Below are 1,278 nucleotides of genomic sequence, written 5' to 3'. Positions count from 1 at the left end.
GAACTCGGTGGCTTCGGCCACGAGCATGGCCTCGAACTCGGGCCCGGCGCGATCGTCCGAGGGCTTCGCCTTGTCCTGAGACGTGAACGTGGCTTTGCTCAGGTACATGTTCACGAGACCTACCAGACCTTCTTTCAGGTCAGCTTCCCGGAACACCGGAACCTGCTTGCCAGCAACCTTTTTGGTTTTGATCCAAGGTTTGAGCGCCGTGTACAAGGCACCTGACACAGAATCAACGTGCTTACCGCCGCTCGACTGGCCCAGACCGTTCGTGTAGCCCTTGACCTGATAACCATCGGCGTTTGTGAACGCGACGATAACGTCGGCCAGCTCGGACTTATAGACGAACATCTCCTTCTCGCCCGAGCACCCGATCTTCTCCATCATCTTCTCGATGAGTTCTACAGGGCCGCGCTTACTGAAGAACTCCTTAGTCACCTTAGGACTACTGATGGTGACCTTGAATCCGGGAGTGAGGTAGGCTGCGAGTTCAGCCCATTCGATAGCGACGGACGCCGGGAACGACTTAGCGCTGAAGATTGAGGTACTGGGTACGACCCGGATCAGGGTGCCACGTTCCGGAGTCTTACCATCCCAACGCTTTGGGCCTTTCTTCATCTTCGTGACTTCGGTCACGAGGTGGCCATTCTCGAATGCGACGTAGTACCATGCGCCTTCGAACATCGTCCACACTTCCATCGAATCGGAAAGAGCGTTCGTGGCCTTAACACCAACACCGTGAGTGCCGCGCGCTGCTGCGTAAGCCGCACTACCCGAAAACTTGCCAGATGTGTGCAGCTCCGAGAAGATGGCCTGCATTGTCGGGGTCTTCACCACAACATCCTTGCCATTGATCTTCACGGTGTGTTTCTTGATACCCTGTGGGATACCATTTGCATCATCCTGCACCCAGTAGGTGCCGGAATCAGCGTACAGCTGAACCGAGGTGCCGCGACCAGCAATGTGTTCGTCCACTGCGTTGTCCAACATTTCTCGGATCACTACCCAGAGTCCCGAGGCGTCGGTGCCACCGATGTACATACCGGGGTTAGACTGGATCGACTCGGGGAACCGCAGAGTCTTCACATCATCACTTACAAACTTCTTAGTTGCCATTTCAGGCTTCTACCTCAAGGTTACTGGGATTGAACTGCAAAACCGTCATCAGCTGTGTGACGACAGGGAGTACATTCGACACGTCCGCGTAACGGCAACGTGTCGAATACGTGGGAACGTATTCTCCACCCTTCTTGATCTCGATCACGGTATGAACATATC

Annotated in this window: 1 protein-coding gene; it reads right to left on the bottom strand. The window is 54.9% G+C overall.

Annotated features, from left to right (window positions below):
• Positions 1-1,116: DNA topoisomerase IV subunit B family protein (locus AC1RPU_RS07585; RefSeq protein WP_481769577.1), on the bottom strand; the 1,116-nt coding region annotated here is incomplete at its 3' end.
• Positions 1,117-1,278 lie beyond the last annotated feature (162 nt).

Source organism: Dellaglioa sp. CoH-55-MRSF-7, assembly GCF_056782235.1.
The sequence above is the reverse complement of the archived record's forward strand: the minus strand, read 5'-3'. Positions and strand labels throughout refer to the sequence as shown.